The organism is Ruminococcus flavefaciens, assembly GCF_900116855.1.
Classification (GTDB): Bacteria; Bacillota; Clostridia; order Oscillospirales; family Ruminococcaceae; genus Ruminococcus; species Ruminococcus flavefaciens_R.
The window spans coordinates 141,411-166,822 of sequence record NZ_UETD01000005.1 but is presented as its reverse complement, the minus strand read 5'-3'; the positions used below and the strand labels follow the sequence as shown (position 1 = coordinate 166,822).

Genomic DNA, 25,412 nt, shown 5'->3' with positions numbered 1-25,412 from the left:
CAATGTTATTATTATTGAAGTAAAATGAGTGTAACAGCATGAAATGATATACGGTATATCATTGCGTGAGCGAAAAAAATAAAATAAATAAATATTGAGGAGGAGAATGTATGAAATTCAAAAAACTTGTCGCAAGTCTTACCGCTGCAAGCTGTCTTTCGGGCGCCTTCGTGGCATTTCCCGAATTCGTACAGCGCACATACGCTGCTTCTATCGTAACCAACGATTTTGAACGCAACTATGACGGCTGGTACGGCGAGGGCGACACCGTAGAGCTCACAGCTCAGCCCGCAGCAGGCGCAGATATGTCAAGAGGCATGAAGGTCTCGGGACGTGCTTCCGCTGAGGACGGCGCCGCTTCATCAAAGGGTCTCTACCTTTTCGGCGGAGACAAGTACAATTACAGCGTAAAGGTATTCAGCAATACCGCTCAGAAGTTCCACCTTTCACTTCTGGTCATCGACGAGGAGACAGAGGAGGAGACAACTGTTGAGCTGGCTTCCAAGAACGTTCCCGCAGGTCAGTGGACAGAGCTGAAGAACAGCTATACCGCTCCCGAGGGAAGCTACGAGTTCAAGTTAAAGATCACCACAGACTCCACAGATGACTTCTTCTTTGATGATTTCCTCATCACAGGAGACAAGAAAGCTCTTGAGGCACACGCTGCTCCCGCAGGCAAGGGTCTCAAGGACGAGTTCGGCGATTACTTCCGCGTTGGCAACATCTTCAACGGCGGTACCATCAAGAACAGCGGTATCCAGGGCATACTGCTCAAGGACTGCAACGCTATCGAGTGCGAGAACGAGACAAAGCCATGGGATACTATGGTCCAGAACGGCTCGACCAATACCAACGTAAAGGTATCTCTCAACAGCTGTGCAGCTATCTGCGATTTCTGCGTTGAGCACGGTCTCGGCTTCAGAGGTCATACCCTTGTATGGCACAGCCAGACTCATGAGTGGTTCTTCAAGGAGAACTTCAGCGACAACGGCGGTTATGTAAACAGCTCCACTATGGATCAGCGTATGGAGAGCTACATCAAGAATATGTTCAACGCATACGCAACTCAGTACCCCGACCTCGACCTCTATGCTTACGACGTTTGTAACGAGGTCATCTATGACGGCACCGCTTCACAGGGCGGTCTCAGACCTACAAACGGCACAGAGGGTCAGAACGGCTCATCTGCATGGGTAAGAGTTTACGGAAACAACTCCTTCGTTGAGAAGGCATTCACCTATGCAAGACAGTACGCTCCTCCGACCTGTAAGCTTTTCTACAACGACTATAACGAGTTCGCTAATGACAAGCAGAACTGCATCATAAACACAATCCTCAAGCCTCTCATGGCTAAGGGACTCATCGACGGTATGGGTATGCAGTCTCACCTCAACTGCGCTGCAAGCGGCGCATGGGGCGACACAAACTCCTACCTCGCAGCTATGGACAAGTACCTCAACCTCGGTATCGATGTTCAGGTAACAGAGCTTGACCTCTCAACTGAGGGCGGCAAGTACACCTTACAGCAGCAGGCTGACAAGTACAAGGCTATATTCAAGCACGCTATGGACTGGAACGCAAGCCACCCCAACGGACCTAACGTAACTCTCGTTCAGGTGTGGGGACCCAACGACAATAACTCATGGGTAGGCACAGACAGGAATTCAGGCAAAAGCAATCAGCCTCTGCTCTATGACGGAAACAATCAGCCCAAGTTAGCTTACAACGCTATCACAAGCCTTGTTCCCGACAGCCAGTGGAGCGAAGGTCTCCCCTACCACGGTCCCGGAAGCTCTAACTTCACCATCTCAGACCCCGAGCCCGATTCCGACGGTTACTGGTTCCACAGCCACTTTGAAGGCTCAGAGGACAACTGGGTAGGCAGAGGCTCAGCTTCTGTAAGCACCAGCGGCAGAACAAATTACGAAGGCAAGGAAGCCCTCCTCGTTCAGGACAGAGAGGCTTCATGGAACGGCGCAGCAATGCCCCTCAATTCAAGAATATTCAAGCCCGGCGAGGAGTACAGCTTCTCAGTAAATGCCTGCTACCTCGACGGTGATCTGGATTCTCAGGAATTCAAGCTCACACTCCAGTACAATGACGCTGACAACGAGCCCCATTACGATCAGATCGCTCTGGCATCTGCTCCAAAGGGCGAGTGGGTACAGCTTGCAAACACAAACTTCAAGATACCCTCGGGCGCTACCGACGTACAGATCTACGTTGAGACAACTCACGAGACGATATTCACAAACTTCTATATCGATGACGCAGTAGGCGCTCCCGCAGGTACAGTAGTTCCCGGCGCAGGACAGCCTCATATCCGCACAGTCATCCTCGGCGATGTAAACTTCGACGAGTGCATCGACTCTCTGGATATGGTCGCTGCAAGAAGAGGACTCCTCAACGGCGGCTTCGAGGATTCAATGACTCAGAAGGCTGCCGACGTTGACCAGAACAGAACTTTTGAAGTTGCCGATCTGGTTCTCCTCCAGCAGTACATCCTCAAGAAGATCACAGAATTCCCCGTAAACAAGCCACAGGTTGACATCAGCGCTTTAGCTGCTAAATTTGGAACAGTGAATATTGCAGAATCATGGAAAAAGGACGGAGAGAACAATCCTCTCACAACTCAGCGCTTCGGTGCTGACCCCGGCTGGATGGTATATGACGGAAGACTTTACATCTATACCACCAACGACGCATTTGAGTACTACCGCGACGGCAGACTCCAGATAAACACATATAACTCAGGTACTATCAACTGTGTATCTACCGACGATATGGTAAACTGGACTGACCACGGCGCTATCCCCGTAGCTGCAAGAAACGGCAGGACCACAAACGGCATTGCTTCATGGGCAAACGCAGCATGGGCTCCCGATGCAGCATGGAAGATGGTAGACGGCAAGCCTAAGTTCTTCCTCTACTTCGCAAACAACGGCTCAGGCATCGGCGTTCTTTCAGCTGATGATCCCACATTCACCAAGAATGTAAAGGATCCTATCGGCCGCGAACTCGTAAGCCGCAATACAGCTAACTGCAGCAACGTAGAATGGCTCTTCGACCCCGGCGTATACTACGATGAAAAGACCGATGAGGCTTACCTCTTCTTCGGCGGCGGCAAGAAGCAGAACGACGGCAACGGCTACGACAACCCCAAGACAGGCAGAGTTGTTAAGCTCGGTTCAGACATGACCTCACTTTCAGGAACTCCTCAGACTATGGAGACTCCTTACCTCTTCGAGGATTCAAGCCTTATCAAGATAGGCGACACATGGTACTATTCATACTGTGCTAACTGGAACGTTCCCGGCGGCACAAACATCAACGGCGTAAGCTTCGGCAACGCAGATATCCTCTACATGACTTCCACTAATCCCTTAGGTCCTTGGACAAAGAACCAGCTCAAGGGCGTTGTATTCAAGAATACAGGTACTCAGAGAATAGACAACGGCGGTAACAACCACCACTCTATCATCGAGTTCAAGGGCAAGTACTATGTAGCATATCACTCACGTCAGCAGTCCCTCCGCATGGGCAATACCTTCATCGACAGCGGCGATCCCAATAACCGTAACAAGGATAACAAGGACGGTAACTATCGTTCAACTCAGATCAATGAGTGTACATACAATTCTTCAAACGGCACACTCAGCTGCAGCGGCGATATGAAGGGCTGCTCACAGATTCAGAACCTAGATCCTACCAAGACTGTACGCGCTGCTACAATGGCTAACGAGTCAAAGGGCATCACAGTTTCAGGCGTAGGCAACACAACAGTCGAGTTCAAGAAGGGCGAATGGGCTAAGGTAAGCAAGGTCGACTTCTCCAAGGTAAGCGGCACACTTACTGCAAAGGCTTCATCCAAGAGCGGCGCGATCATCAAGGTTTGCGCAGGTTCAGCAAGCGGCGAGGCTATAACCTACATTGAAGTACCCGCAGGCGGCTCAATGGAAACTATTGAGACTCCTCTCGCAAATATCCCCAGCGGCGCTTCAGACATCTACTTTGTAGCTAACGGCGACGTAAGCTTCGACAGCTGGTCGATGTCATAATTCTTTTCGATGTTGATCTGTGCGGTGCATCTGCACAACGCGCCGCACAGATTGATATAATTCCAAAAATAAATTGTAAGGGACAAATCAGAACAGGAAAGCCGTGCTTGAGCAGCACGGCTTTCCTGTTTTTTATCGCATATTATTGTCGCTCGGATAACTCGGAATTTAACACCGAAGGTGTTAAATTCCGAAGCCATTAGCCTTTAGCTTTTAGCCATTAGGAAGCGGCTTCGCCGCTTTATTATCGGGCGGCGGAACGCCGCCCCTACATCAGGCTAACGGCTAATGGCTTTGGGCTAACGGCTTAAATCATAATTTAGCTCCGCTAAATTATGATTTATATTACAGAGTAACGGGAAGTCCGTTTATCTCAATGGTAGGGTCGTCGATATCAATGAGCAGGCATCTTCTGCCGTCCACCACACTTGTACGCACCTTATCTGCCGCCGAGGGCTTGATGTTAACGGTGATGCCCGGTGAGGTGAGAACTGTCTTGTTCTCCACAAGATTTGCCGCAGTAAGTGGAGCTGTGCCGCAGACCTTTTCGTATACGGGCTCCACCATGTTAACTCTCTCCTCGGGAAGTCCCACATCCACAAGGATATCCTTCAGCTTTGCATTGTCGATGACCACCTTGTCGGTCTCGTCCTTGCTGTCGTCCACGACCTCCTGTATCTTCTCGTTCACGGTCTTGATAAGCATATAGTCAAGGTCCTCACCCACTACGTTCTTGAGTATGCTCTGGAAGCTGCTCTTTTCGCTCTCTGCCGACATCACAAAGGTGCAGCCCAGCACGTTCTCAACCACCGACACGTTAGGAGCCTTCACATTCTTGGTGTAGTACATCACATGGTTGATATCGGAGCTCCTGTTGCTGAAAACAGGGTAAAGGAAGCCGTCCGAGGGAGCCTTGCTGATGATGAGCTCGGTGTTTACCTTCTTGGTTATCTCGTTGCCGACACTGTCGAAAATAAAGCCGTCCTTGCTGGTGTTAACGGGGCAGATAGCTGTGAGGATATAGCGGTATATCTCGTCCTCGCCGTCAGCGAACTCGTCATTCTTGTCCTTCTTGCGGATGGTATAGGTGCAGTAGGATGTTATCACCGCAAAGGGTCCCGTATAGGCGATGTTGTTGGCAATATGGTTGAGGAAGTCCTCACAGGCTGTCTCGTCCTTCAGCTCGGAGGTGAGGAGGGTATAGAGGATGTTCTGGGGCTGACCCTCGTCATATGCCTCGTTGGGGAACTCATACTCCACAAAAGCCTTGCCCACGTTGGTGTTGAGCACCTTTTTCAGCGTCTCGTCGTAGACATCGTGCTCCTCAACAGGCATGGTGAGACATGAGCTGACATTGTGATAGCGAACATTCTTATCCGCGTCGATGAACGCTGTAAGAACTCTCTCCATGATGAAAAATCCGCTCTTGTCGGAAAAATTCTTCTTTATCTCTGCTGTTTCCTTTTTATTCATTATGTACTTCCTTTCTCAGAAACATACGGAGCTGCCGCACTTATGCGCCGCAGCTCCGTAAACTTATCTTATAGTGATACTTCCGTCCTGAAGATGCTCAAAGGCATACTTCTCGAATGACATATCCGACTGCTCATCGCGGAACATATCAGAGTCCATATAGTAATAGCTGAGCTTATAGACCGTTCCGGGCTGTGCATCGTCGGGGACCTTGAAGTAGAATGTGGCGATATCGCCGTCATGTCCCTTAGTATCCATGAACATGGTGGTGAAGAACAGCGACTTGTTATGCTCTCTTACCATTTCGGGTGCAAGATTGTCCTCCCAGTCCATAGCTACAAAGCCTGCGTTATTCCTTACAGCATCGCCGGGCTCGTACAGCGCATACAGCTCCTCGGCATTGGACAGCTGGCACTCCAGTACATCGGGATATGTGATGTGTATTCCGCACATATTCCACTGGTTGTCTGCTCCCGTGAGAGAAACCGTTACCTCTGCTATCTCTCCGGGCTTTGCGGTGGTATCGCTGATCTTTATAACGGGACCGCTCTCCAGTGCGGGAACGTCCCTGAATTTGACATACATGAGCTCCATGCTCTCGGACAGCTCCTCGCCCTCGTCATTGGTAAAGGGCTCAGAGGCAGTTGTCTCCTCGGGAGCCGTTGTGCCCGCCGAGCTGCTTTTTCCCGAATCGAGACAGCCTGTGAAAACAGCTGCCGAAGCTGCCATAACTGCAATAAGTGACAGTAACTTACGCTTCATCTTCTTTTGCCTCCTTACTGCCCCCGACAACTATCTTGTCGCCGTCGCAGGAAATGCTTATCTTATTGATCTCAGAGCCGCGCTCAAGAATGAGCTCAGCCACCTGATCCTCCACCTCGTCACGGATGACTCTGCGGATATCTCTTGCGCCGTAGGGCTTTCCGAAGGACTTCTCGGCAATGAGTTCAAGAGCCTGTCTTGTGTAGTCCACGGTGATATCCTTTTCTGCAAGGGGCTCCTTCATCTCGTCGATCATAAGAGCGGCAATGTCAGCGAAATTCTCCTTTGTGAGATCCTTGAACACAACGATCTCGTCTATACGGCTGATGAACTCGGGGCGGAGGAACTCCCTCAGACCCTTCATAGCCTTGTCTCTTGATATTTCATTCTCTGTGCGGTTGAAGCCAACGCCTATGCTCTTGTCCGTAGAGCCTGCGTTTGAGGTCATACAGATGATGGTATTTGCAAAGTTTACGGTCCTTCCGTGAGCGTCGTCCACCTTGCCCTCGTCCAGTATCTGCATAAGGATATTCATAACATCGGGGTGAGCCTTCTCTATCTCGTCAAAGAGTATTACGGAGTAGGGCTTTCTGCGAACCTTTTCTGTGAGCTGTCCTGCCTCGTCGTAGCCGACGTATCCGGGAGGCGAGCCTATCATTCTCGCAACGGAGTGCTTCTCCATATACTCGGTCATATCCAGTCTGATGAGCGGATCGGGAGAGTCAAAGAGCTCCTCGGCAAGTGCCTTTACCAGCTCTGTCTTACCTACGCCTGTGGGACCCACGAACACGAATGAAGCAGGTCTGCGGCGCTTGCTGAGCTGTACTCTTGTGCGCTTGATAGCTCTTGTGAGTACCGAAACAGCCTCGTCCTGACCGATGACCCTCTTTTTGAGAGCACCCTCCAGCCTTGATATCTTCAGGAACTCGTTCTCTGCTATCTTAGCCGCAGGGATACCCGTCCAGCGCTCGATGACCTTGGTGATATCGGACTCCTCAACATTGATGTTCTCAGCCTTCTCTTTGAGCTCAGCCTCAGTCTCGCGGATGTGTATGAGTTTGCCCTTTACCTCTGCAAGAGCCTGATAGTCTATCTCATCCTGCTCGGAAATGGACTTCTCCATGTCCTCCAGTACCTTTATCTCCTTTTTGAGCTTTTCGTACTCGCCTATCTCGGGAGAGCGTATGCAGGCGTATGCACAGCTTTCGTCCATAAGGTCGATAGCCTTATCGGGCAGGAAGCGGTCTGTGATGTATCTCTCTGAGAGCACAGCGCACACTCTCACAAGGTAATCGGAGATGTGTACCTTGTGGAACTCCTCGTAATATTTCTTTATGCCCACGAGGACGTTGACTGTGTCCTCGATGGTGGGCTCGTTGACTGTAACAGGCTGGAAACGGCGCTCGAGAGCGGAATCCTTCTCGATATACTTGCGGTACTCGCCGAATGTGGTGGCACCGATGACCTGGACCTCGCCTCGTGAAAGGGCAGGCTTCAGGATATTTGCAGCGTTCATTGAGCCCTCAGAGTCTCCTGCGCCGACAAGATTGTGTACCTCGTCTATGAAGAGTATGATATTGCCCTCGCGCTTTACCTCGTCCACAAGCCCCTTTACACGGCTCTCAAACTGTCCGCGGAACTGAGTTCCCGCAACAAGAGCGGTGAGGTCGAGAAGATATACCTTCTTATCCACAAGGTTGAAGGGAACATTTCCCTCGTTGATGCGGAGAGCTATACCCTCTGCGATAGCGGTCTTGCCGACACCCGGCTCGCCTATGAGGCAGGGGTTGTTCTTGGTACGCCTTGAAAGGATCTGTATAACTCTTGCTATCTCGTTGTCTCTGCCGATGATATTGTCCAGCTTGCCGTCAGCAGCCTTCTGTGACAGATTGGTGCAGTAGCTTCCGAGGAATTTGGGCTCTCTCGGCTTTTTCTCCTTATTGCGTCCGAAAAGACCTTTCTTCTCCTTGCTGTCGGACTGCTTGTCATCGGAACGTCCGCCGCCGAAGATGCTTCTCGGGTCGAAGCCGCCCTCATCGGGCTTATCTCCGCCCTCTGAGTCGTCGCCGCTGTTTCCGCCGAACATATTCGTGATAAAGTCGGGAAGTACGCCCGAGCCGCCCATTTCAAAGCTGTCGCCGTCAAGCATACCCATCATCTGATCCGAGAGCTGATCCAGCTCCTCGTCGGTGATGCCCAGCTTATCCATGTATTCCTTTATCTGCGGGATATTCTGCGCCCTTGCACATGAAAGGCACAGACCCTCGTTTTTCTTTTCGCTGCCCTGAACGGAGGTGATGAACACCACCGCAGGTCTTTTTTTGCATTTACTGCACATTATCATCAGGCAGTTCCTCCTGTAGTAATTTCTATGCGCTTGTTCCGCAAACCGCGGGCGCTGTTGTCAAGCCGCCTCAGATACCCTTTACGATATCGTAGATGTACTTGAAGATAAAGGTCTTGTCTATTGCCTCGTGGTTGAAGAAGAGCATTTTGTTGCTTCCGAATACCACATAAAGACGGACCATTACCGCTATAAGGAACACGAATACCGCGCCCTTGAATATGCCTATGAGTCCGCATATCACATGGGTAACGATGCTTGGTTCCATCTTATCGTTCTTGCCTGCTGTAGTTGAAATGATTATGGTAAGAACGAGGAATATTATGAGCATGACTATAAGGGTTATGAGCTTGATAATCGAGACATAAGGTGCCTTGAGGTAATTATCAACGATAAACTCAGCAGGTGCTCTTCTGCTGTCGGGTTCATCCATAAGCTTCATGAAGCCGTAGAACTTTGTCGGATGCTCCCTTATCTCCTTTGCGGCACACTCTGCGGAATACTCGCTGAGGTGCTTTGATACCAGACCGCTCATAACGGTGGCATAACCCTCATGGAGCTTGTTATAGAAGATGCCCTCCTCGGATTCTACCTTTCTGCCGTTGATATTGTTGAGATAGGTATAGATATTCTCATCAACATCCTCGCCCTTGATGTAGATACCGGTGAGCTTGTCGCGGTCTACCTTGACATTGTATCCCAGAGATTCAAGATACTTTGCCAGCTCCTCTGAGAACTCGTTCTCGGAAAGAGCCTGATCCATCTTTTTGACATTGCTCTCTCTTACAGACTTGCTGTATATTGAGCTGCCGATAGACGAACTGAGAGACAGCGCGATAAATAATGCCAATACATAACCCAGCAGCGATACTGCTGCCTTTAAAAAACCTCTTTTTACTGTGATGAATAAGCAGATAAGGATAGTTGCAACTGCGATAACATCATAAAACCACCAGAATTGTACTCCCATATAGATCGCGTCATTTGATAAGGTGACGCTTCCTCCCTTCAAATGTGGATTGATCGTACCAAAAATCAGCTCTCATAGTCTATACGGTCTATTTTATTATAGCCCTTCAGGAAAATATGATCGTCGCTGCGAAGGAATCCGGTGTAAGAGTCGCTTACCTCGGCGACAGAGCGCAGACCTCCGTTAAAGTCATAGGCATTTATCTGACCCTGACACATAACATAAACGAGATCCTCATATATAGCAACATCTATCGAGGGCTTGTCCAGCTCGATAATACGGGCTTCTGTATTGCCGCCCTTGAATATAGCCATTACATATTTTCTTCTGTCGTCGTCGTTGACGATAACCGCAGAGTTGCCGCCCTCGCTTGCTCCTGCGGCAAGCTTGCCGTCATAGGAGTAATACGAGCTTATCTGCCCGTTGTCATCAACGTAGCCGCAGGCGTCCGTTCCGAGCACAAATGCGCCCTTTCCGTAGCCAAAAACATCAAGTCCGAGGGTATTAAGTCCCGGGGATGTCCAGTGCTCACCGTTTTCGCTGAAGTCGATCTCCTGAACATTAGTTACGAGCTGGTCGTTTTCTGCCGAGATATAGCTCAGCACACAGCCCTTGCTCCTTTCTATGAAGCTCAGGTCACTGACCTTTTCGATACATTTTCTTTCGTATATGACCTTTCCCCTTTTATCATATACGATGATCTCACAGCTGTATTTGTCGGAAGTTGTGACAACAGCCGTATATCCCTCCTCGCTTATCCTTGCGAAGAGTATGAGATTCTTCGGAAGAGTCTTGGTGTAGATGATCTGATCCTCATCCTCCACACAGAGCTCGTTCCCTCCGTTTTCATAGAGCAGGGCTCTACCCCCTGCTGCACGGAGCACCGTGTTGGTGTATGTATGCTGACGGCGTCTCAGAAGCGCTCCGTCAGTATCGTAGAAGTAAGTATAGGTATCGCTCATCACGATCATTTTCCTGTCTGTAAGCTCAAACTGGTAATCCGATCCGCTGCTGACTTCTATCGGGAAATTGCCCTCAGCCAGCTTGCCTGAATTGACGATAGTCCTGTACTGTTCTCCTATACCCCTTAACTTATTATACCACTTGTCACGGGTAAAATAAAGACCCGTTCCAATGCCCGCTATAAGCAGGATAGTCAGAAACCGCATAAGTCTTTTCCGCCGTCTCTTGCGATTTTTAAGATCGACTATATCATCGGCGTCATACATTTTCGGCACACTGACACCTCCTTATCCTTTGTTCTTGCTGATGAGAGCCGCCTCATCAGTATGTATCTTTCATAAGCTCATCCTCGCTGTAGAACACGCGGTTCAGATACAGTCCGTGAGCCATGGCTGTTCTGCCTGCCTTCAAGCGGTCTTTTGCGGCAAGGATAGCGGGGATATCGTCGGGCGAGATGCGTTTTTCGCTTACGTCCAGCAGAGTCCCTGCCATTATCCTAATCATATTATACAAAAAACCGTTGCCTTTTACAAGCATTATCACAGAATCTCCACTATTTTCTATTCTGAAAGAATAAATAGTCCTTACAGTCGTGGAAACATTTGTGCAATCGGCACAAAACGAGGAGAAATCATGGGTCCCCACAAAGTATTGTGCCGCCTTTCTTGCCGCCTCGATGTCGAATTTTCTCCTGTAATGGAGCATAAGATCGGCGGCGAAAGGATTTTTCGATTCGCTGCAGTGTATCTTGTAGATGTACTCCTTGCCCTTGCAGTCGAACCGCGCGTGGAAGTCCTCGGGAACGTCCTCACAGCTCAGTATGGATATATCATCGGGAAGCTCGCCGTTCACTCCTCTGCAAAAGCCGAGGCAGTGTATCCTGCTGCTGGTCTTTACATTGAAGCAGAACATATTGGCATGGACTCCCGTATCCGTCCGCGAGCAGCCCGTAATGGTCACAGGCTCGTTGAGCACCTTTGACAGCGCCTTTTCGAGCACCTCCTGCACCGTTACCGCGTTGCTCTGCCGCTGAAAGCCGTGATACTTAGTCCCCCTGTATGCTATGGTCACTTTCAGATTTCGCATCATCGACCTCCTTTTCGGGCTTTTTGCTTCCGTCGTACAGTATGACCTCGGTATCCTCGACCCTGCCTACATCCTCACCTATGAGGGACTCGCAGACCTGATCGTATACCTCAGCTCTGTAATTGAATGGCGGCTGCTCCTGAAGCTCCTCCTGAGGAGCCTCCGCCGCGGGAGCTGTTCTCCTGCGCCGGCGCAGCCTTCTTCTGTCGAAAAGCATTGCCAGTATTATCAGTCCGAGACTGACGAAGGATATGGTAACACCCAGAGGGAAGCCCTCGGGAGTATACTCTATGCGGATATCGTGGCTGCCCTTGGCGACCTTTACGCCTGTCACAGCCTGAAGGAGCTTGAAAGTCTCAGCCCTCTCGCCGTCAACGTATACCTTCCAGCCCTTTTCGTATGGAATGGACAGGAAGAGTATGCCGTCCTCCTTTGCGGTGAGCTCTCCCCTTATCTTCCTGTCGGAAAACTCGGTTATATTGAGCTGTTCATCGGCGAGCTCCTCATAAGCCCTGTCGAATATCTTCGTATCAAGAGCATATATCATCAGCTTGAAGTTGCCTGTCTTGTGATCCTTGTTGGAGGTTATCCTCACCGTGGAGGTCTCTCCGCCCTGACCGTTGCCCATGGTAAATACTATGGGGTAGCTCTCGATGAGCTTGCCCGAGTCCACCAGATCCTCGCCGCACTTTATCTCAAGGGTATCGCAGGTGCCGCCCGTACCGTTCGCATAACCGTAGAGGTAGCTGCCGTCGATGCAGTCATAGGTGTATAAAGCGCTTCCTGTTGGCTCATCCGAGTCGTTCTGGAAAGTGTAGTTCCCGTAGCCGTTCTTTGTTACGTCAAGTCCGTCGTATTCCACGAGAGCCACGGGCTGGGGCACGAAAAGCCTGTCCTCAACACCCGAGACCCTGCGGATAAGGTCGTTCTGATACTCGAAGGGATTGGCGCCGCCGCCGTCCTCCATGAGGAGCACATTATCCTTGACCATGAAGCCCATTGACAGAGGATAGCGGTTCTTGTAAAGATGTGTGCTTCCCGAGGAGTCCTCCTCCTCAAGGACCCAGCCCTCTGAGTTGAGTGTGCCGCCCTTCTTGATGATGTATTTTATTCCCAGAAGCGAATTCACAACGGGGGTAGATGTTCTGTAATAGTATCTGTTTCCCGCCTCCGAGGCATAGAGCCCCAGACGCTTGAACATTGTCGTCACCGAGACATTTGCTGCCGACGAGAACTGCGATACTCCGCGGTAGCCGTACAGCGCACTGTCATTTAAGGTGTAGGTCTGTGTCATCTCCATACGGTAGAAAAGGTCCTTGTCGTTCTTTTTCACCTTGTCAAGGAGGGGCTTTACGTCGCCGTAGCTGGCAGGATAGTCGTAGTAGCCCGTAGTGTCCACGGTCCTGACGCCTATCTGTGCGTTGCTGACGAACTCGCTGAGCACCGCTGCCGTAAGGGCAAGTGTCAGCAGCACGTTCCGCCTCTTTGTGGTCTTGAACGGGAATATCTTTGCCGCGATGAATATGAGCCAGAATGCGGCGGTAATGACAAGTGAGCTCTTGAAAGCCTGTGAGGGCTTGAATGCGTCACCCTCCACCATGCGGTTGAGGACGAACACCGTCACAGGAGCTATGGGCATCAGTATGAGCTGGTATATCTTAATGCCCTTTTTGAGCATGATATCCAGCGCCCTGAACGCCGACGCCGCCAGTACAAAGCTGAATATAAAAGCAAATCTGTATGGTATCTGATTGGTGAAGTGGAAGCCGTGCCAGATGAAGTTGAGGATATTCATATTGCAGCTCACGGCGATGATACCCAGCATTATCAGTGACGATATCTTCTCCCTTATCTTTATGCCGAATGACAGCAGGAACACTCCGAAGAGGAGCACCGCCAGCATTCCGCAGGCAAAGTTGGGAAGTCCGTCCACCTTTGTGGGCTCATTGTATGAGAGCAGGTTTGCGAATATCTTCTTCCAGTCCTCATAGAAGGACATCTCCCGCGGCATGGTGTTGTTTGCGCTGTATGTGAGCTGTAATCCGTAGTATGCAGGCAGGAGGATGAAGCCTCCCAGACCTATGCCGAGAACTGAGGAGCGTATCATCAGAAACAGCTTCCTGAACCAGTCCTTTATGCCCCTGCACTCGATGATGCTTGCCGAAGCGAACATGAATACCGAGAATATGCAGGTGAAATATCCCACATAGTAGTTTGCTATGAGTGACAGCGCGAGACCGAAGGTGAACACCTTCCATTTTCCCTCACGGCATATCATGACGATACCCGTCATGACCAGAGGGAACAGTGCGATGGTGTCGAACCACATTACGTTCCAGTAATAGCCCAGAGTGTAGCTGCAAAGGGCGTACATCACCGAGAACATACATATGGTGAAGTCCCTGCGCTTATATGTATACCGCAGGAATGTGCTGAAAAAGGCTCCTGCGAAACCTATCTTTGCCGCCAGTATGAACGTAAGCGCATCACGTTCATTGCCCTCGCCGAAGAACACCGAGAGCCAGTTCAGCGGACTTGCCGCGTAATAGGATATGAGCGACAGGAAATTGGTGCCCATACCGTTTTCCCATGAGTACAGGAACGAGCCGCCGCTTGTGAGCTTCTCGTGTACCACCCTGAAAAACGGGTAGTACTGATGCCACAGGTCGACTACAAGTATCTGCCTGTCTCCGAAGGGATGAACGCCGTAAATGCCGAAGGCATACAGCATTATCGCAAATGGGATAAGGAACGAAAGCAGGAAGTACAGGACTCCCTTATCGTACAGTATCCCGTAGAATTTTCCTTTTCTGAACCGCTCAAGCCTTGTGCGCCTTGCGGCTCTTTTTTCCTCTTTGTTCATTTTTACCCTCTCTTTTGTTCTTGTCAGAACAGTCTTCCCAGAACTATAACTCCCGCAAGGAACAGGACAGTCACGCCAAGTGCGATATAATCACGGGGCGCAGACTTCAGCTGTCTGAGACGTGTTCTTCCCTCTCCGCCGTGGTAGCAGCGGCACTCCATAGCCGTAGCCAGCTCGTCCGCACGTCTGAACGCGGAGATGAACAGGGGCACCAGTATGGAGATGAGGTTCTTTGCTCTCGTTGTGAAGCTTCCTGTATCTATTTCGGCTCCACGGGCTTTCTGTGCGGACATTATCTTGTCCGTCTCCTCGATGAGTGTGGGGATGAATCTGAGCGCTATGGACATCATCATCGCCAGCTCATGTACGGGGAACTTTATCTTTCTCAGCGGCGAGAGCAGCCGCTCTATGGCGTCGGTCAGCGTTATGGGCGAGGTAGTGTAGGTCAGCAGTGAGCTTCCCATGATAAGAAGGACTATCCTTATGACCATGAATACGCTGGTGTGTACGCCTTCGTCTGTTATCTTTATGAATTTCCAGTGCAGGAGCACGTTTCCGCGGCTCATGAAGAACAGGTTTATGACGGCCGTTATCATAAGGAAGATAAACAGCGGCTTGACGCTCTTCACGAACATTTTCAGCGGTATCTTCGACAGGAGTATGGCTCCTATGGTGAAGACTGCTCCCACTGCAAGGCAGAGGTAATTTCCGCCCGAAAAAAGCATTACGATATAGAGAATGGTTATCACTATCTTGAACCTTGGGTCAAGCTTGTGGATAACGCTGTCTCCGGGAAAATACTGTCCGATGGTGATATCTCTCAGCATTCAGCGTACCTCCCTTTCCTTCAGCTTCCTGAGCAGCAGGTCACGGGCATAGCCTACTGTGTAGACCTCCTTGCCGAAGTCAAGTCCCCTGCGTCTGAGCTCTCCGAAAACTCTGGTTATCTGTGGTACGTCCAGACCTATCTCGGATATCTCGTCGGCTCTTGCGAAGACCTTTACCGTCTCGTCATAGCAGAATAGCTTTGCCTTGCTCATGACAAGTATCTTGTCCGCAAAGGAAGCAATGTCCTCCATGCTGTGAGAGACAATGAGGATGGTATTCTTTGTGCGCTCATGGTAGCGCTTGATATGCTCGAGTATCTTGTCCCTGCCCGCAGGGTCGAGACCTGCGGTAGGCTCGTCGAGAATGAGCACCTTCGGCTCCATAGCCATAACGCCTGCGATAGCCACACGGCGCTTCTGACCGCCCGAAAGCTCAAAGGGAGAGCGCTCGAGGAGCTCCTCCGAAAGACCTATATCATTTGCGGTCTCATGGACGCGGCGCTTTATCTCAGCCTCGTCAAGTCCCATATTCTTCGGACCGAAGGCGATGTCCTTGTAGACGGTCTCCTCGAATATCTGATACTCGGGGTACTGGAAAACAAGCCCCACCTTAAAGCGCACATCTCTTATCTTGTCCTTGTCCGCCCAGATGTCCTTTCCGTCGAGAAGCACCTTTCCCGACGTAGGCTTGAGGAGTCCGTTGAAATGCTGTATGAGCGTGGATTTGCCTGAGCCTGTATGCCCCATGACGCCCACCATTTCGCCCTCTTCTATTTTAAGGCTCACATGGTCCACAGCGGTCTTCTCAAAGGGAGTACCGGGGCTGTAGGTATATGTGAGCTCCTGTGTTTCAAGGATAGCCAATTCTATTCTCCTTTTCTTTCCTGTGAGCTGTGCGGCTATTCCGCAAACAGCTTTTCGATGGCAGCCGCGCACTCCTCCTCGGTGATTATCTCGGGAGAGATATCACAGCCTGCCTTTCTCAGCTCCCATGCCAGCTCTGTCACCTGCGGCACGTCGAGACCGATAGCCTTCAGCTTTTCCACCTGCGAGAAGACCTTCTCGGGGACATCGTCAAGGACGATCTCGCCCTTGTCCATGACCACTACTCTGTCACAGTCCGCAGCCTCGTCCATATAATGTGTGATGAGGACTATGGTTATGCCCTTTTCGCGGTTCATGCGGTGTATGGTGGCGAGCACCTCTTTGCGTCCCTGTGGGTCCAGCATTGCAGTGGGCTCGTCGAGGATTATGCACTTGGGCTCCATGGCGATTATGCCTGCTATTGCCACTCGCTGCTTCTGACCGCCCGAGAGCTGGCTGGGAGAATGGAGCCTGTACTCGTACATTCCCACGGCTTTCAGACTGTCGTCCACCCGTCTGCGCATCTCCTCATAGGGGACGCCCAGATTTTCCAGAGCGAAGGCAACGTCCTCCTCAACTATCGAGGAGACTATCTGGTTGTCTGGGTTCTGGAACACCATGCCTGCGCACTGGCGCAGGTCAAAGAGCCTTTCCCCGTCCTTGGTGTCTATACCGTCCACCGTTACCGTTCCCTCGGTGGGGAGCAGTATGGCGTTAAGATGTTTGGCGAGGGTGGATTTGCCGCAGCCATTGTGCCCCAGCACCGCCACGAACTCACCCTGCTTTATGTCAAGGTCAATGCCTTTCAGTACCTCAACGGGCTTTTTCTCCTCGTCGTCGGTCTCGTATGAAAAGTGCAGACCCTTTATTTCGATTATATTATCCATATTTATCCCTGTTCTTCACTTTATATCGATCGTTGAGCACATCATCAGTGCTTCCTCAATAGTATCTCCGATGACCTGTACCTGATAGTACTCGTTATCGGAAACGAAGATCATTGCATTAAAGCTCTCGCAACCGTCATTGCTGAAATCATTTTTCATAAAATAGACTTCACAGCCGTTTATCTGCTTATAATAGACCTCGGAATTGTCCCGGATCGTAAATTCCTTTGCAATCATAGCCGTCTCAAAGCTTTCGGCATTGCTGTCGGTGCGCATTTCGCTTGTCAGAGACAGTACCGCCTTATACATAGAGAGCCAGCTTCCGTCAAATTCTATGCCCAGCACTTTGAAAGCCTCTGCCGCTGTCTCCTCGTTTACCTCCGGAAATCCGGTATTCAAAAAGCCGTACTTATTTTCCATTTTCTCGACAATGTAAGCTGTTCTGAAGCTGTCCTCCTTGCCGTAGCACGTCTTTACATAGGAAGGCCACATCTCTGTTTCCTCAAGGTCGGGAGGTATCCTCAGACTTACCCTCTCGTAGGATATTTCCTTCCAGTCTTCAGGGATATGGTCAAATTCAGGCAGTGGCTTCGGAGTTATATCAATGCCTTCCTCAGCATCGCGCCTTATAAGTTCCCTATATTCTTCATTATCGGGATCTGTTGTCTCTGCCTCTGTGGTATCTTCTTCGGAAGCAGCTGTGGTCTCATTCACCGCGCCGCTTTCCTCTTTTTTACTGCCGCAGGAAACTGCGGAAAATGCCATTACAGCGGCTGCTGCGATAATTGCCATAAATGCTTTTTTCATATTATATCCTTTTTACTTTAAGTTGGCTATTTCCTCGGCTGTGGATACAACGGGCTTGCCGTCCTTGTCGGTCAGTACGCACAGACCGCCCGAATAGCCGTCCTTGCGGTAGAGGTAGTTAACGCCTGTTTCCTTATCCACCCATATCTCGGTCTCTACGAGCTTGCCCTGTGAATATGTCTTGATAAATCTTTCGTTTTTTGCCATGTTTATTACTCCTTTGATTTCTGTGATTATTGATGTATAGTTTGTGCATTTATTGCAAGCCGCGCAGCAGCACGGCATATGGCTGTGGATATGCGGAAGGCTTTACTTTGCCTCCCAGATAGCGGTAGAGCCGCAGGGAAGCGTCATTCCCGTGGACTTAACGGGAAGACCTATCTCATCGAAGCTTACCCTGCCGCCGAACCTGTCGGTGAGGACGCTTCCGAGGATATATCCCATTACCGAGGGAGAAAGTCCCGTGGTATAGCTGTTTATCAGGAAGAAAAGCGGCTGGTCGGAAAGGACTCCCGAACAGAGCTTCACAAGGTCATAGACGCAGTTTTCCAGCTTCCAGACCTCTCCTCCCGGACCTCTGCCGTAGCTTGGCGGGTCCATTATGACCGCGTCGTACTTGCGTCCGCGGCGTATCTCACGGGCGATGAACTTCTCGCAGTCGTCCACTATCCAGCGGACGGGCTTATCGGAAAGTCCCGAAGCAGCGGCGTTGTCACGCGCCCACTGCACCATGCCCTTTGAGGCGTCAACGTGGCAAACGGAGGCACCTGCCGCCGCACAGGCGAGAGTAGCTCCGCCCGTATAGGCAAAGAGGTTGAGGACGTTTATCTCACGCCCTGCGTTCCTTATCTTATCCGCCATGAAGTCCCAGTTCACAGCCTGCTCGGGGAAAAGTCCCGTATGCTTGAAGCCTGTGGGACGGATATTGAAGGTAAGGTCTCCGTAGCTTATATTCCACGACTCGGAAAGCTTTCTGCGGAACTCCCACTTGCCGCCGCCCTGATTTGAGCGGTGGTAATGACCGTCGGCATTTCTCCACAGGGGGTCGGTGCGCTCGGTCTTCCAGATTATCTGGGGGTCGGGACGGACAAGGCTTATGCCGCCCCATGTCTCCAGCTTTTCGCCGTCGGAGGTATCGAGTATTATATAATCCTTCCAGTTATTTGCTGTTCTCAAAATAAATGCTCCTTATAAGTGTTATCAGCGCTCAGACCTTGTAGGCACAGGTGTCCTTGATAGTCTGTGCTATCTCCACAGCCATATCGTTGATGCGTCCGAAGTCTGCGCCCTCTATGAGGATACGGACGATGGGCTCCTTGCCGCTCTCGCGGATGACCAGTCTTCCCTCGTCCCCAAGCTCCTTGCCGAAGCTTTCTATGAGCTCGGTGATGTCCTTCTCGTTTTTCCAGAGCTCCTTGTAGTGGGGGTGTATCTTAACATTGAGCCTTACCTGCGGATATCTGGGCATATCTCCCGAAAGACCGCTGAGAGGACTTCCCTTTTCCTTCATTATGCTCAAAAGCCTTACTCCTGCAAGCTGACCGTCGCCTGTGCCCGAGTCGTCAAGGAAGATGATATGACCGTCGGGCTCTCCGCCCAGCTTATAGCCGCCCTCCAGCATACGCTCAAGGACGTATCTTGTGCCTGCTCCCGAGCTCACCAGCTTTATGCCGTGGTCGGAGGCATATCTGCGGAAACCGAGGGTACTGCCTGCGGTGACCACTGCGGTATTCTTGAAAAGGGTACCCTTTTCCTTCATATATCGGGCGAAGATCGCAAGCTGCCTGTCTCCGTCAACAAGCTCGCCCTTTTCATCGACGGCTATGCACCTGTCTGCGTCGCCGTCAAAGGCAAGTCCGCAGTCACAGCCGTTACCGATAACTACTTCCATGAGGCGGTGTACGTTTGTGCTGCCGCACTCTCTGTTTATGTTTGTGCCGTCGGGCTTGTCCGCGATGACTATGGTCTCCGCTCCCAGCGCCGTGAACAGCTTTTCCGCGGTGGAAGCCGCGCAGCCGTTGGCACAGTCCAGAGCCACCTTCATGCCGCTGAGGTCAGCGCCCGTCAGCTCCTTGATATGCTTTATGTACTCCTCCGCGGCTTCCTCGCCGTGGATTATCCTTCCCACCTTGTCGTGGGACTTCAGCTTTATCTCCTCGGGAGCAGTCAGCACCAGCCTTTCTATCTCCTCCTCAGCCTCCTCCATGAGCTTGCAGCCCTTTGCGGAGAACAGCTTCAGACCGTTATACTCGGCGCTGTTATGGCTTCCCGATATCATTATGCCTCCGTCGGCACCGTGGGCGCCGATAAGGTATGTGACCGCAGGTGTGGGAACAGTTCCCAGCAGCTCTGCGTCTGCTCCTACCGAGCATATACCTGCGCAGACCGCTGCCTCCAGCGCGTCTGAGGACAGTCTTGTGTCCTTGCCGACAAGTATCCTCGTCTTTCCGCCGTCCTTTTTCGCCAGCACCAGTGCAGCGGCGCGTCCCGTCTGCATGGCGAGCTCACAGGTCAGGTCGGTGACGGCGATACCTCTCGGACCGTCGGTCCCGAAAAGTTTAGCCATTACGGAGTCTCCTTCTAAATCAGGTTGTAAAATCAGAGTCGGGAGCCTTCCCCGCTCTCAACTATCTCATAAACTGCAATGGGGCGGCGCTTTCCCGCCACCTCCTCCAGATTTCTGCAAAGCTCCTCGGAGGTGCAGCTGTTGTATCTGTTATAGACCAGTATGCCGTTCCACTGCTTCACGCAGAACACCGTGTGAATGGTGGAAAGGAAGGGCTTTTTCGTCCAGAAGGTTATGATGAAAGCCTTCGCTTCATCGGGGGCTTTCGTCCGTCTGAACTCGACGCCGAAATGCTTCAGCGCTTTGCCTATCCGATAGGCATTACAGCCGAAAAAGCCCAGCAGCACGCGGAATCGCTCCATATAGAAGGCGATCTCCTTCAGTGGACGGGGCTTTTTCAGATAGACAAGTGCATTGTGTACCGCTATGACCTCGCAGCCGTTGAAGCTCATATGACAGATGCCGTATCTGAACTGTGACACGATACCTCTGCCCTGTCCGTTAATCATCTCCCCGAGGGGAAGCTGCTCGGTGATAGACTCATTATGTCTGAGATTATATCTCCTTGAACCTTTTATAAGCATATTCAATTCCTCGCTCCCCTGTGGGAGTATCGTCAGAAGCTCATCTGTCCGTCTTCGGGGGAAGCCGCCTGCTCGGGAGGCACTATGCCAAGGTGCTCATAGGCAAGCCTTGTGGCAACTCTGCCCCGCGGCGTTCTGCCAAGGAAGCCCAGCTGCATAAGGAAGGGCTCGCATACATCCTCAAGGGTAACGCTCTCCTCGTTGATAGCCGAGGCGAGGGTCTCAAGACCCACAGGTCCGCCGCCGTAGCCCTTGATTATCATTTCCAGCATACGTCTGTCCAGACCGTCAAGACCGAGATGGTCTATTTCCAGACGGCTCAGGGCGATGGAGGCTATCTCCTGCGTTATCTGACCGTTGCCCATGACGTCGGCGAAGTCGCGGACGCGCTTCAGCAGTCGGTTGGCTATTCTCGGCGTACCTCTTGCCCTGCCTGCTATCTCTGCGGCTCCGTCAGCCGTACAGGGTATGCCCAGTATCATTGAGCTCCTGCGGACGATATCCGTGAGCTGCTCCTTGGTGTAGAGCTCAAGCCTGTGGATAACGCCGAAGCGGTCGCGGAGAGGCGCTGAGAGCTGACCTGCTCTGGTGGTGGCGCCGATGAGGGTAAAGGGCTTCAGGTCCATTCGTATGGAACGGGCTGAGGGCCCCTTGCCGATGATTATGTCTATTACTCTGTCCTCCAGTGCAGGGTAGAGTATCTCCTCAACCGCGCGGGACAGTCTGTGTATCTCGTCGATGAAAAGCACATCGTTGTCGGAGAGACTGGTCAGCAGCGACACAAGGTCTCCCGGCTTTTCAATGGCAGGACCTGTGGTGACTCTGAGATTTACCCCCAGCTCGTGAGCTATTATGGAAGAAAGGGTGGTCTTTCCCAGTCCGGGAGGTCCGTACAGAAGCACATGGTCTAAGGGTTCGTTCCTGCGCTTTGCAGCCTCGATATATATGGCAAGGTTTTCCTTTACCTTGTCCTGTCCGATATAGTCGTGGAGGGTCTGTGGGCGGAGACTGAGCTCAGCCTCGCTGTCCTCCGCGGTATTCTCGGGAGTTATTATTCTCGGAGCGAACTCCATATCCTCTGTCTGTATCAAATAAACACCTCTGAATTATTTCTCGAAAAATCTCTTTTTGCGGACATAGAAGGGCTCTACGGTCTCCGCAGCCTTCTTGCCCATATCCTGTTCATAGCTGATGAAGCACAGATGCTCGTTTGCCTTGACCGTCTTGGAAAGGTACTTTGAAAGCGGCACGAACAGCTTTCTCGTGCTTCCCATCATATCCAGAACAATGAGTATCTGAGGCTTTTCGCAGCCCTTTATCATCTCCATGATGAAGGCGCGGTCAACGTTGGGCTGCTTTGAGAGGAACTTGCTTGCAGCCTTTACGATATGTCCCACCTCATGCTCAACGGGGCGGTAGCTGATGATGTCCGCTTCGTTGTATGAGATAGCCTTTATCTTGAGGTTTCGTGCTATCATGAGTATGCTCTTTATCTCCTGTGATGAGAACTCCTTGCCGTAGGAATTGGGGTTCAGCACAGCGGATACCGACTGTATGAGGTCAAAGAGCCTCAGACAGTTTATCTTATAGCAGTCAACATAGCGCTTTGCGAACTGCTGGAGGGCACGGTAGCTGGTGAAGAAGGGGATAAAGATATCGCCGTCGGGGTTCTGGGTGGTTATCAGCTCAAGCTGAATACCGCCTTCTGCTCTGCCGCGCTCCTGCTGAACAGGGTTCTTGCAGATCACATATACGTCGCTTTTGATGAGCGTCTGGAGGAACTGAGCGCGTTTTGAGGGGTCCTTTATTGCTGCTTTCAGCAATTCATCAAGATTCATCATAACAGTAACCATCCTTGTAACAAAATTTTGTTTTTTACCGCATATTCTTTGCTGTCATTAATCTGAGCGTTTCCTTTATGAGCTCCTGTGTACTGAGAGAGGGGTCCAGCTTGCCGAGGATAGGGGCTGTCTCGCCCTGTGAATACCCCAGCACCATAAGAGCCTCCAGAGCCTCCGACACAGCCGACGAAGCCGCGCCCGAGGGGATATTTGCAAATTCCGCAGCGTCGCCGCCAACGCTGCCGCTTATGGACTCCGAGGATATCTTGTCCTTGAGCTCAAGGACTATCCTCTGTGCAGTCTTTGCACCGATGCCCTTGGTTTTAGTGAATGCCTTGCTGTCTCCCGAAGCCACGAGAAACGCAAATCTTTCGGGAGTAACATCCGAGAGTATCGCCGTTGCCGCTTTTGGTCCCACTCCCGATACGGAGATGAGCAGCTTGAAGCAGCTCAGCTCCTGCTGGGTGGCAAAGCCGAAAAGCTCCACCACATCTTCCCTGACGTAGAGATAGGTGTATAACATCGCTTCGCTGCCTATCTCGCCCAGCTGTGCGACCGTATTGTATGAAGTCCTGCAGCCGTATCCAACTCCGCCGCATTCCACTACGGCAAAGCCCAGTTCCTTGACTGCGAGCCTTCCTCTTACGCTGTATATCATTTTACCACCTTTTGAACAAAGGATCGTCAGTTCCACCTGACGGAATGACCGTGGCATATGGCTATGGCAAGGGCGTCCGCAGCGTCATCGGGCTTTGGTATCTGTGCCAGCCCCAGCAGCTGCTTGGTCATCTCCATGACCTGCTTTTTCTCTGCCTTTCCGTAGCCCACTACCGATTGCTTTACCTGAAGGGGGGTATACTCCGACACGGGGACTTTCCTCATCGCCGCCGACAGTACGGTTATACCTCTCGCCTGCGCCACATCAATTGCAGTCTTCTGGTTGGTAGTGAAATAGAGCCGCTCTATCGCCATACAGTCGGGAGAGAACTTATCGAAGATGAATTCGATATCCTCGTGTATAGCCCTGAGCCTTTCGGGGAACGGAGTTCCTGCCTCGGTGAGCACCGCACCGTATTCCACGGGCGTGAACCTTATGCCGTCATAGTCCAGCACACCGAAGCCCACTATTGCATACCCCGGGTCTATGCCTAAAATCCTTATCTTTTTCACTGTTTTTTCCTGTACATTTGTTAAAATCTTCACATGGATATAGCTTCTCACTATATTCTATATCATTATACCACAGAACACTTGTGATTTGCAATATATTTATCCTTTTTTTATTGATTTCTACAAAAATAAATGCTATAATATGTGAGGTATATCAATACGAGCCTTCAGCCCTGCGGGTTTGCCGACACATAAGGACTTACGGCTCAAATCGGAGGTATTTTTTATGGATCTTAAACAGCTTCGTGACGGCATCGATGATATAGACAGCAGCATACTTTCCCTCTTTATGAAGCGCATGGAGCTCTGCAAGGGCGTCGCAGATTACAAGAAGGAGCACGATATGCCCGTTTTTCAGGGCGGACGCGAGCAGCAGGTCATCGACCGCATCAAAGAGCTGACAGGGAATAAAGACCTTGAAAAGGGCACGGCTGCCCTTTTTACCACTATCATGGATATAAGCAAGATACTCCAGAACCGCACTATCCTGGCAGGAGCTCCCGACTATGAGTTCTCCGCTCCCGACTTTGCAGGAGCAAGGACAGTGGGCTGTCAGGGCACCTCGGGCGCCAACTCTGAGGTGGCTGCAAGGTCTGTATTCGGTGACCGAAGCTTCACCTTCTATCCCTCCTTCGAGGACGTTTTCAGAGCGGTCAGCGACGGCGAGATAGACTACGGTGTGCTGCCCGTTCAGAACTCCACCGCAGGCTCGGTAAGCAGCACCTACGACCTCATGGCAAAGTACCCCGTGTACATCGTCAAGGAGGTAATAATCGAGATAAACCACTGTCTCGCTGCGAAGAAGGATATGCCCCTCTCGCAGATAAAGAAGGTATACTCCCACCCTCAGGCACTGGCACAGTGCGAGACCTTCCTCCGCAAAAACGGTCTCAGGACCTCTGAGTACGCAAACACTGCAACTGCCGCAGAAAAGGTCATGGAAAGCGACGAGGATATCGCAGCTATCTGCTCGGTACAGTGTGCGGAGCAGATGGGAATGACCATCCTCGCAAGGGATATCGCCGATGTGTCGGTGAACCGCACACAGTTCATAGTTATATCAAAGAATATGCAGGTGGCGGAGGACTCGGATTCCGTTTCCGTAATGCTGGCTATCCCCCACACAGAGGGTAGTCTTTACCGACTCCTCACCAAATTCTATGTCAACGACATGAACCTTATCCGTATCGAGAGCCGTCCCATCCGCGACGGCAGCTTCAATGTACTTTTCTTCCTTGATTTCAGCGGCAAGCTCACAGACCCCAACGTAAAGGCGGTCCTCCGCGACCTTGAGGAGAACCTCGAGACCTTCCGCTGCATAGGAACATTCAAAAGCGAATAAAGGAG

General features: G+C 51.2%; 21 protein-coding genes. 2 read left to right on the top strand and 19 right to left on the bottom strand.

The window, feature by feature from the left end; all coding sequences use genetic code 11:
• The first annotated feature begins 110 nt into the window (after positions 1-110).
• Positions 111-4,058 carry an endo-1,4-beta-xylanase gene (locus DSZ37_RS06470; protein ID WP_109726122.1) on the top strand — a complete coding sequence of 1,316 codons (3,948 nt, stop codon included), beginning with the start codon at positions 111-113 and terminating at the stop codon, positions 4,056-4,058.
• Positions 4,059-4,403: 345 nt separating this feature from the next.
• Here the strand turns inward: DSZ37_RS06470 and DSZ37_RS06465 are convergent, their stop codons facing one another.
• From DSZ37_RS06465 to ruvC, 19 genes are all read right to left on the bottom strand, one after another.
• Entirely contained in the window at positions 4,404-5,531 is a 1,128-nt protein-coding gene (locus tag DSZ37_RS06465) for a DUF4317 domain-containing protein (protein WP_109726121.1), read from the bottom strand.
• A gap of 63 nt (positions 5,532-5,594) precedes the next feature.
• A complete protein-coding gene (locus DSZ37_RS06460; RefSeq protein ID WP_109726120.1) occupies positions 5,595-6,293 on the bottom strand; it encodes a cohesin domain-containing protein in 699 nt (232 codons plus the stop codon).
• Complete coding sequence (locus DSZ37_RS06455; protein ID WP_181380259.1) at positions 6,283-8,637, bottom strand: ATP-dependent Clp protease ATP-binding subunit; 2,355 nt, start codon at positions 8,635-8,637, stop codon at positions 6,283-6,285. The genes DSZ37_RS06460 and DSZ37_RS06455 overlap by 11 nt, the downstream gene beginning before the upstream one ends.
• Positions 8,638-8,707: 70 nt before the next feature.
• Positions 8,708-9,607 carry a hypothetical protein gene (locus DSZ37_RS06450; protein ID WP_109726119.1) on the bottom strand — a complete coding sequence of 300 codons (900 nt, stop codon included), beginning with the start codon at positions 9,605-9,607 and terminating at the stop codon, positions 8,708-8,710.
• A 65-nt stretch (positions 9,608-9,672) separates the two neighbouring features.
• Positions 9,673-10,836, bottom strand: coding sequence for a DUF5711 family protein (locus DSZ37_RS06445; RefSeq protein WP_242978585.1), 1,164 nt, complete (start codon positions 10,834-10,836; stop codon positions 9,673-9,675).
• A 55-nt stretch (positions 10,837-10,891) separates the two neighbouring features.
• Positions 10,892-11,656: a tRNA pseudouridine(38-40) synthase TruA gene (gene truA / locus DSZ37_RS06440; RefSeq protein WP_109726117.1), complete on the bottom strand. Its 765-nt coding sequence runs from the start codon at positions 11,654-11,656 to the stop codon at positions 10,892-10,894.
• Complete coding sequence (locus DSZ37_RS06435; protein WP_109726116.1) at positions 11,616-14,519, bottom strand: YfhO family protein; 2,904 nt, start codon at positions 14,517-14,519, stop codon at positions 11,616-11,618. Before DSZ37_RS06435 ends, truA begins: the two co-directional genes overlap by 41 nt.
• 23 nt (positions 14,520-14,542) lie before the next feature.
• Entirely contained in the window at positions 14,543-15,346 is an 804-nt protein-coding gene (locus tag DSZ37_RS06430; RefSeq protein WP_109726115.1) for an energy-coupling factor transporter transmembrane component T family protein, read from the bottom strand.
• Positions 15,347-16,210 carry an energy-coupling factor transporter ATPase gene (locus DSZ37_RS06425; protein WP_109726114.1) on the bottom strand — a complete coding sequence of 288 codons (864 nt, stop codon included), beginning with the start codon at positions 16,208-16,210 and terminating at the stop codon, positions 15,347-15,349.
• A gap of 35 nt (positions 16,211-16,245) precedes the next feature.
• Positions 16,246-17,097 carry an energy-coupling factor transporter ATPase gene (locus DSZ37_RS06420; RefSeq protein ID WP_109726113.1) on the bottom strand — a complete coding sequence of 284 codons (852 nt, stop codon included), beginning with the start codon at positions 17,095-17,097 and terminating at the stop codon, positions 16,246-16,248.
• Positions 17,098-17,112: 15 nt separating this feature from the next.
• Positions 17,113-17,904, bottom strand: coding sequence for a hypothetical protein (locus DSZ37_RS06415; protein WP_109726112.1), 792 nt, complete (start codon positions 17,902-17,904; stop codon positions 17,113-17,115).
• 12 nt (positions 17,905-17,916) lie between these two features.
• Entirely contained in the window at positions 17,917-18,111 is a 195-nt protein-coding gene (locus DSZ37_RS06410; RefSeq protein ID WP_109726111.1) for a DUF6440 family protein, read from the bottom strand.
• Between the two features lie 102 nt (positions 18,112-18,213).
• Positions 18,214-19,080, bottom strand: a complete 867-nt coding sequence (locus tag DSZ37_RS06405) for a class I SAM-dependent methyltransferase (protein WP_109726110.1) — start codon at positions 19,078-19,080, stop codon at positions 18,214-18,216.
• A gap of 31 nt (positions 19,081-19,111) precedes the next feature.
• Positions 19,112-20,470 (bottom strand): phosphoglucosamine mutase, encoded by a 1,359-nt coding sequence (glmM, locus tag DSZ37_RS06400; RefSeq protein WP_109726109.1) that lies wholly within the window; start codon positions 20,468-20,470, stop codon positions 19,112-19,114.
• 32 nt (positions 20,471-20,502) lie between these two features.
• Positions 20,503-21,054 carry a hypothetical protein gene (locus tag DSZ37_RS06395; protein ID WP_109726108.1) on the bottom strand — a complete coding sequence of 184 codons (552 nt, stop codon included), beginning with the start codon at positions 21,052-21,054 and terminating at the stop codon, positions 20,503-20,505.
• Positions 21,055-21,086: 32 nt separating this feature from the next.
• Positions 21,087-22,127 (bottom strand): Holliday junction branch migration DNA helicase RuvB, encoded by a 1,041-nt coding sequence (gene ruvB / locus DSZ37_RS06390; RefSeq protein ID WP_109726240.1) that lies wholly within the window; start codon positions 22,125-22,127, stop codon positions 21,087-21,089.
• Positions 22,128-22,160: 33 nt separating this feature from the next.
• Positions 22,161-22,895 (bottom strand): enhanced serine sensitivity protein SseB, encoded by a 735-nt coding sequence (locus tag DSZ37_RS06385; RefSeq protein WP_242978580.1) that lies wholly within the window; start codon positions 22,893-22,895, stop codon positions 22,161-22,163.
• Positions 22,896-22,929: 34 nt separating this feature from the next.
• The gene (gene ruvA / locus DSZ37_RS06380) at positions 22,930-23,553 is read right to left on the bottom strand and encodes a Holliday junction branch migration protein RuvA (RefSeq protein WP_109726107.1); all 624 of its coding nucleotides are present in this window, start codon (positions 23,551-23,553) and stop codon (positions 22,930-22,932) included.
• Positions 23,554-23,579: 26 nt separating this feature from the next.
• Positions 23,580-24,056, bottom strand: a complete 477-nt coding sequence (gene ruvC, locus DSZ37_RS06375; protein WP_028519434.1) for a crossover junction endodeoxyribonuclease RuvC — start codon at positions 24,054-24,056, stop codon at positions 23,580-23,582.
• Between the two features lie 235 nt (positions 24,057-24,291).
• Here ruvC and DSZ37_RS06370 point away from each other — a divergent pair, with 235 nt between their 5' ends.
• On the top strand, positions 24,292-25,407 hold the full coding sequence (locus DSZ37_RS06370) for a bifunctional chorismate mutase/prephenate dehydratase (RefSeq protein WP_109726106.1): 1,116 nt from the start codon (positions 24,292-24,294) through the stop codon (positions 25,405-25,407).
• Positions 25,408-25,412 lie beyond the last annotated feature (5 nt).

Coding starts and splice junctions, on each gene's coding strand:
- DSZ37_RS06460 (WP_109726120.1), bottom strand. CDS start 6,293: ATGAAGCGTAAGTTACTGTCACTTATTGCAGTTATGGCAGCTTCGGCA.
- ruvB (WP_109726240.1), bottom strand. CDS start 22,127: ATGGAGTTCGCTCCGAGAATAATAACTCCCGAGAATACCGCGGAGGAC.
- DSZ37_RS06395 (WP_109726108.1), bottom strand. CDS start 21,054: ATGCTTATAAAAGGTTCAAGGAGATATAATCTCAGACATAATGAGTCT.
- DSZ37_RS06385 (WP_242978580.1), bottom strand. CDS start 22,895: ATGATGAATCTTGATGAATTGCTGAAAGCAGCAATAAAGGACCCCTCA.
- DSZ37_RS06370 (WP_109726106.1), top strand. CDS start 24,292: ATGGATCTTAAACAGCTTCGTGACGGCATCGATGATATAGACAGCAGC.
- DSZ37_RS06455 (WP_181380259.1), bottom strand. CDS start 8,637: ATGATAATGTGCAGTAAATGCAAAAAAAGACCTGCGGTGGTGTTCATC.
- DSZ37_RS06465 (WP_109726121.1), bottom strand. CDS start 5,531: ATGAATAAAAAGGAAACAGCAGAGATAAAGAAGAATTTTTCCGACAAG.
- DSZ37_RS06415 (WP_109726112.1), bottom strand. CDS start 17,904: ATGAAAAAAGCATTTATGGCAATTATCGCAGCAGCCGCTGTAATGGCA.
- glmM (WP_109726109.1), bottom strand. CDS start 20,470: ATGGCTAAACTTTTCGGGACCGACGGTCCGAGAGGTATCGCCGTCACC.
- DSZ37_RS06410 (WP_109726111.1), bottom strand. CDS start 18,111: ATGGCAAAAAACGAAAGATTTATCAAGACATATTCACAGGGCAAGCTC.
- DSZ37_RS06445 (WP_242978585.1), bottom strand. CDS start 10,836: ATGTATGACGCCGATGATATAGTCGATCTTAAAAATCGCAAGAGACGG.
- truA (WP_109726117.1), bottom strand. CDS start 11,656: ATGCGAAATCTGAAAGTGACCATAGCATACAGGGGGACTAAGTATCAC.
- DSZ37_RS06435 (WP_109726116.1), bottom strand. CDS start 14,519: ATGAACAAAGAGGAAAAAAGAGCCGCAAGGCGCACAAGGCTTGAGCGG.
- ruvA (WP_109726107.1), bottom strand. CDS start 23,553: ATGATATACAGCGTAAGAGGAAGGCTCGCAGTCAAGGAACTGGGCTTT.
- DSZ37_RS06470 (WP_109726122.1), top strand. CDS start 111: ATGAAATTCAAAAAACTTGTCGCAAGTCTTACCGCTGCAAGCTGTCTT.
- DSZ37_RS06430 (WP_109726115.1), bottom strand. CDS start 15,346: ATGCTGAGAGATATCACCATCGGACAGTATTTTCCCGGAGACAGCGTT.
- DSZ37_RS06420 (WP_109726113.1), bottom strand. CDS start 17,097: ATGGATAATATAATCGAAATAAAGGGTCTGCACTTTTCATACGAGACC.
- DSZ37_RS06450 (WP_109726119.1), bottom strand. CDS start 9,607: ATGGGAGTACAATTCTGGTGGTTTTATGATGTTATCGCAGTTGCAACT.